This is a genomic window from Streptomyces mexicanus, from assembly GCF_902506575.1.
GTDB classification, from domain to species: domain Bacteria; phylum Actinomycetota; class Actinomycetes; order Streptomycetales; family Streptomycetaceae; genus Streptomyces; species Streptomyces mexicanus.
Genome location: NZ_LR732544.1, coordinates 5,296,761 through 5,301,704, shown reverse-complemented (window position 1 = coordinate 5,301,704; position 4,944 = coordinate 5,296,761). Strand labels below are relative to the sequence as shown.

6 protein-coding genes are annotated in these 4,944 nt (G+C 75.4%); 3 read left to right on the top strand and 3 right to left on the bottom strand.

The genetic code is table 11. The features are described 5' to 3' along the window. Positions 1–67 precede the first annotated feature (67 nt). Both nusA and rimP read right to left on the bottom strand, forming a co-directional pair. Positions 68–1,054, bottom strand: coding sequence for a transcription termination factor NusA (gene nusA / locus GV126_RS23870; protein ID WP_185947874.1), 987 nt, complete (start codon positions 1,052–1,054; stop codon positions 68–70). 2 nt (positions 1,055–1,056) lie between these two features. Beyond that, entirely contained in the window at positions 1,057–1,566 is a 510-nt protein-coding gene (rimP, locus tag GV126_RS23865; RefSeq protein WP_159670317.1) for a ribosome maturation factor RimP, read from the bottom strand. Between the two features lie 184 nt (positions 1,567–1,750). Between rimP and GV126_RS23860 the strand changes: the two genes are divergently transcribed. The 3 genes from GV126_RS23860 to GV126_RS23850 all read left to right on the top strand — a co-directional run bounded on the left by GV126_RS23860 (position 1,751) and on the right by GV126_RS23850 (position 3,896). Next, positions 1,751–2,326: a hypothetical protein gene (locus GV126_RS23860; RefSeq protein WP_159670315.1), complete on the top strand. Its 576-nt coding sequence runs from the start codon at positions 1,751–1,753 to the stop codon at positions 2,324–2,326. A gap of 2 nt (positions 2,327–2,328) precedes the next feature. Continuing rightward, a complete protein-coding gene (locus tag GV126_RS23855; protein WP_159670312.1) occupies positions 2,329–2,796 on the top strand; it encodes a ferritin-like domain-containing protein in 468 nt (155 codons plus the stop codon). A gap of 200 nt (positions 2,797–2,996) precedes the next feature. Next, positions 2,997–3,896 carry an aminoglycoside phosphotransferase family protein gene (locus tag GV126_RS23850; protein ID WP_159670310.1) on the top strand — a complete coding sequence of 300 codons (900 nt, stop codon included), beginning with the start codon at positions 2,997–2,999 and terminating at the stop codon, positions 3,894–3,896. A 143-nt stretch (positions 3,897–4,039) separates the two neighbouring features. On the opposite strand, the gene GV126_RS23845 is transcribed toward GV126_RS23850, so the two are convergent. Beyond that, positions 4,040–4,944 (bottom strand): YbaK/EbsC family protein (locus GV126_RS23845; RefSeq protein WP_236570082.1); only part of this gene is annotated, 905 nt, incomplete at its 5' end.

Genomic DNA, 4,944 nt, shown 5'->3' with positions numbered 1-4,944 from the left:
GAGTAACGGAAGGACCCCGCGACCCGGGCCGGGGGTCCCGGGCGGCCCGGGTCGCGGGGTCCTTCCGTTACTCCGAGACCTGCTCGGTGTCCGGGCGGATGTCGATGCGCCAGCCGGTGAGCCGGGCCGCGAGGCGGGCGTTCTGGCCCTCCTTGCCGATGGCCAGCGACAGCTGGTAGTCGGGCACGGTCACCCGGGCCGACCGGGTCGCCATGTCCACGACCTCGACCTTGGAGACACGGGCCGGGGACAGGGCGTTCGCCACCATCTCGGCCGGGTCGTCCGACCAGTCGACGATGTCGATCTTCTCGCCGTTCAGCTCGCCCATCACGTTGCGCACCCGGCCGCCCATGGGGCCGATGCAGGCGCCCTTGGCGTTCAGGCCCGAGCGGGTGGAGCGCACCGCGATCTTGGTGCGGTGGCCGGCCTCGCGGGCGATCGCGGCGATCTCGACGGAGCCGTCGGCGATCTCCGGCACCTCCAGGGCGAAAAGCTTCTTCACCAGGTTCGGGTGCGTGCGCGAAAGAGTGACGGACGGGCCGCGCACGCCCTTGGCCACCCGGACGACGTACGAGCGCAGGCGCATGCCGTGCGGGTAGGTCTCGCCGGGCACCTGCTCCTGCACCGGCAGGATGGCCTCCAGCTTGCCGATGTCGACCAGCACGTTCTTCGGGTCGCGGCCCTGCTGCACCACACCGGTGACGATGTCGCCCTCGCGCCCGGCGTACTCGCCGAGCGTCGCGTCGTCCTCGGCGTCGCGCAGCCGCTGCAGGATGACCTGCTTGGCGGTGGTGGCGGCGATACGGCCGAAACCGGACGGGGTGTCGTCGAACTCGCGGGGCTCCTGCCCCTCCGCCAGGTCCTCCGGGTCCTCCTTCGCCCACACGGTCACGTGCCCGGTCTCGCGGTTCAGCTCCACGCGCGCGTGGCGGCGGCTTCCCTCGGTGCGGTGGTAGGCGATGAGGAGGGCCGACTCGATCGCCTCGACCAGCAGGTCGAAGGAAATCTCCTTCTCCCTGACCAGGCCCCGCAGGGCGCTCATGTCGATGTCCACGGCTACGCCTCCTCCTCTTCCTTCATGTCCTTCTTGTCCTTGCGGTTGAACTCGACCTGCACGCGCGCCCTGGTCACGTCCGGGAAGCCGAGCCTGCGGGTGGTGGCCTTGCGGCCCTTGACGCCGGGCACTTCGAGGTCGAGGCCGTCGTCGTCGACATCGAGGATCCTGGCCACCAGTTCGCCGCCGTCCGCCAGCTGGAACTTCACCAGCCGGCCCGTGGCGCGCACGTAGTGACGGTGTTCGGTGAGGAGGCGTTCCGCGCCCGGGGTGCCGACCTCGAGGGTGTACTCGCCCTCGCCCATCGCGTCCGATTCGTCGAGCTTCGCCGAGAGCGCGCGGCTCACCTCGGCGATCCGGTCCAGATCGGCGCCGGTGTCGGAGTCGACGACGACGCGCAGCACTCGCCTGCGGCCGACGGAGTCCACGGCGATCTCCTCGAGATCCAGCCCCTGGGATGCGACGAGCGGTTCCAGCAGTTCCCGCAGCCTCTCGCTCTGGGTGGTGCTCATCCGGGTGACTCCTCGGCCGCGTGTGCTGTTGTGGGATGGTCGCGTGTCTGGTCAAAGGGTATCCGGTCCCGGGGGGTGTTGCCGTCCACCTGCCGGGGGTGGTGCCGCTGAGTCGCACCCGGGGGGCGCGCGGGTACGGTGATCACGCCCCTGAAGCTTCGACACGCACCCGAGGACGTCTGCCGTGCCGTTCCCCTCCCCTTCGCGGACCCTGGGGCCGCGCCGAAGAAGCCTGCTCGCCTCGGCCGCGGGCGCCGCCCTGCTCGCGGGCTGTTCCGCCGGAAGCGACGACTCCGGCGGCGCCGCGTCGGCCGCCGCGCGGGTGCGGGAGCGGGCGGTGCGGGACAGCCAGGAGCTGGCGCGGCGCTACGACGCCGTGCTGGCCGTCCATCCCGCGCTGGCCGGGCGGCTGCGGCCGCTGCGGGCGGAGGTGGCCCGGCACGCGGCGGCGTTCGGCGGGACGGCGGCAGCGGCGTCCTCCGCCCCGCCGTCCCCGTCCGCGCCGCGCACGGCGGCGGCCGGGACGCAGGGCTCTGCCGGGTCGGCCGGGACCGGCGCCTCCGCCTCAGCGGCCGGGTCGCCGTCGCCGGGGGTGCCGGAGACCGCGAAGGAGGCCCTCGCCGCTCTCGCCGCCGCCGAGCGGTCGCTCGCCGACCGCCGCACGGCCGCGCTGGCGCAGGTGCCCGGCGAGCTGGCGCGGCTGCTGGCCTCGGTGGCGGCGGCCGGGGCGGCGCACGCGTATCTGCTGACGGAGGGCTGAGGGTGAGCGAGGCGAACGAGCAGCGGCTGCGGGCGCTGCAGGCGGCACTGGCCGCCGAGCACGCGGCGGTGTACGGCTACGGCGTGGTGGGCGGCCGGATCGGCCGCGAGCGGCGGCCGGACGCCCGGGCGGCGTACGACGCCCACCGGGCGCGCCGGGACGCGCTGACGCGCGAGGTGCGGGACCTGGGCGGCACCCCGGTGGTGGCCGCCGCCGGGTACGAGCTGCCGTTCCCGGTGCCGGATGCGGCCGCGGCGATCCGGTTCGCCGCGCAGCTGGAGGACCGGGTGGCCGGGGTGTACGCCGACCTGGTGCGGGCCAGCGCGGGCGCGGCGCGGCGGGAGGCCGCCGGGGCGCTGCGCGAGGCGGCGGTCCGGGCGGTGCGCTGGCGCGGGGAGAGCGTAGCCTTCCCTGGGCTCGCCGAACGGGCGGACGCCGCCACGGCGTCCTCCGCGACACCGCCGGCGTGACGCGCGGCGGCCCCGGGGGCGCGCGGCGCGGGTCCCGTCCGCGGCCGGGCACGGGGGGCGCACGGCGTCCGCGGGCGAGGGCCGCGGACCCCCTCGCCCCCATGACCCGTCGGCGATCGGCAGGAACCGGCTGGGGACCTGTCCCCGCCTGCCTGCCCTGCCTCCCCTCGTCGACTCGTCCAGGAAGGAACGACTCGCGCATGGCTTTCGAACCTCCGCGGCGTCTGGTGCGGGCACTCGCCGAGACGGCGCCGGACGGCGACGACTGGCTGGAGCGGCTGCCCGGGCTGGCGCAGCAGGCCGTCGCGCGGGCCGGGCTGACCGTCGAGCGGGGGCAGGTGCCCGGCGGGCGCAGCAGTCTGGTGGTGCTGGTGCGCACGGCTCAGGGCACGCCGGCCGTGCTGAAGCTGGCCCCGCCCCGGGCCCGCCCGGAGAGCGAGCGGGCCGCGCTGGCGCACTGGGGCGGACGCGGCGCGGTCCAGCTGCTGGAGGGCGACACCGGTGCGGGGGCCCTGCGCCTGGAACGGCTGCACCCGGACGTGTCGGTGCGGTCGCTGCCGGAGGCGAGGGCGCTGCTGGGGGCGGCGGGCACGCTGCGCCGGCTGTGGGTGGCGCCGCCTCCGGAGCACTCCTTCGAGACGGTCGAGGAGCGCACGGGCCGGCAGGCGCGGGCGATGCGCGCGGACGCGCAGGCCGATCCCGAGCTGGCCCCGCTGGTCGACGCGGCGCTCGCGGCGCGCGAGGATCTGCTGGCCGCACCGCCCGAGCACCTGCTGCTGCACGGCACGTTCCGGCAGAGCAAGGTGCTCTCCGGCGACCGGATGCCGTGGCTGGCCGTGGGCCCGGACCCGGTGGTGGGCGAGATGGCGTTCGACCTGGCGCGGCTGGTCCGTGACCGGGTGGAGGACCTGATCGCCTCGCCGTCGGGCGCGGCCATCACCCGCCGCCGCGTCAAGCGGCTGGCGGAGTCCTTGGAGGTGGACCGGGAGCGGCTGCGCGGCTGGACGCTGTTCCGGGCGGTGGAGTCGGGCGTGCGGGCGCGCCGCGTCGGACGCCCGAAGGACTCCGAACTGCTGCTGGAGTTCGCGACCTGGCTGTGAGCCGGGAGCGGCGCGGCGACGGCCGGAAACGGCGCGGGCCGCGGCCCGGGCACGCGGAGTGCGGCCCGGCCGCGGCCCGCGCCGCGATCCGGTCGGCCCGTGAACGGTCCTGAACGGTCCGGTCGGGCCGTGAGGCGGACCGGTCAGGCCGTCAGGCGGGCGATGGCCTCCTCGACCGTCACGTCCTCGCGCTCGCCGGTCCTGCGGTCCTTCAGCTCGACGACGCCCTCGGCGGCGCGCCGGCCGGCGACCAGGATCTTGGGAACGCCGATCAGCTCGGCGTCGGTGAACTTCACGCCCGGGGACACCCCGGCCCGGTCGTCGACGAGGACGCGGACGCCGGCGGCGGCCAGCTTCCCGGAGACGTCGAGGGCCAGCTCGGTCTGCAGCGCCTTGCCCGCGGCGACGACGTGGACGTCGGCCGGGGCGACCTCGGCGGGCCAGACCAGGCCGTGCTCGTCGGCGTGCTGCTCGGCGAGGGCGGCGACGGCTCGGGAGACGCCGATGCCGTAGGAGCCCATGGTGACGCGGACCGGCTTGCCGTTCTGGCCGAGGACGTCGAGCTTGAGGGCGTCGGTGTACTTGCGGCCCAGCTGGAAGATGTGGCCGATCTCGATGGCGCGCTCCAGCTTCAGGCCGGTGCCGCACTTCGGGCAGGGGTCGCCGTCCTGGATGACGACGACGTCGACGTAGGCGTCGACCTCGAAGTCGCGGCCGGCGACGACGTTCTTGGCGTGCGTGTGCTCCTTGTTGGCGCCGGTGATCCACGCGGTGCCGGGCGCCACGCGCGGGTCGGCGATGTACGTCACCTTGTCCAGGCCCTGCGGGCCGACGTAGCCGCGCACCAGGTCGGGGCGGGCCGCGAAGTCCTCCTCGGTGACCATCTCGACGACGGCCGGGGCGAAGTGCGCCTCGACCTTGTCCATGTCGACCTCGCGGTCGCCGGGCACGCCCACGGCGACGATCTCGCCGTCCACCTTGACCAGCAGGTTCTTCAAGGTCGCGGAGGCGGGCACGCCGAGGGAGGCGGCGAGGGTCTCGATGGTGG

Bases quoted from the DNA above. Each gene is read 5' to 3' on its own strand.
- rimP (WP_159670317.1), bottom strand. From the start codon at position 1,566: ATGAGCACCACCCAGAGCGAGAGGCTGCGGGAACTGCTGGAACCGCTC.
- GV126_RS23850 (WP_159670310.1), top strand. From the start codon at position 2,997: ATGGCTTTCGAACCTCCGCGGCGTCTGGTGCGGGCACTCGCCGAGACG.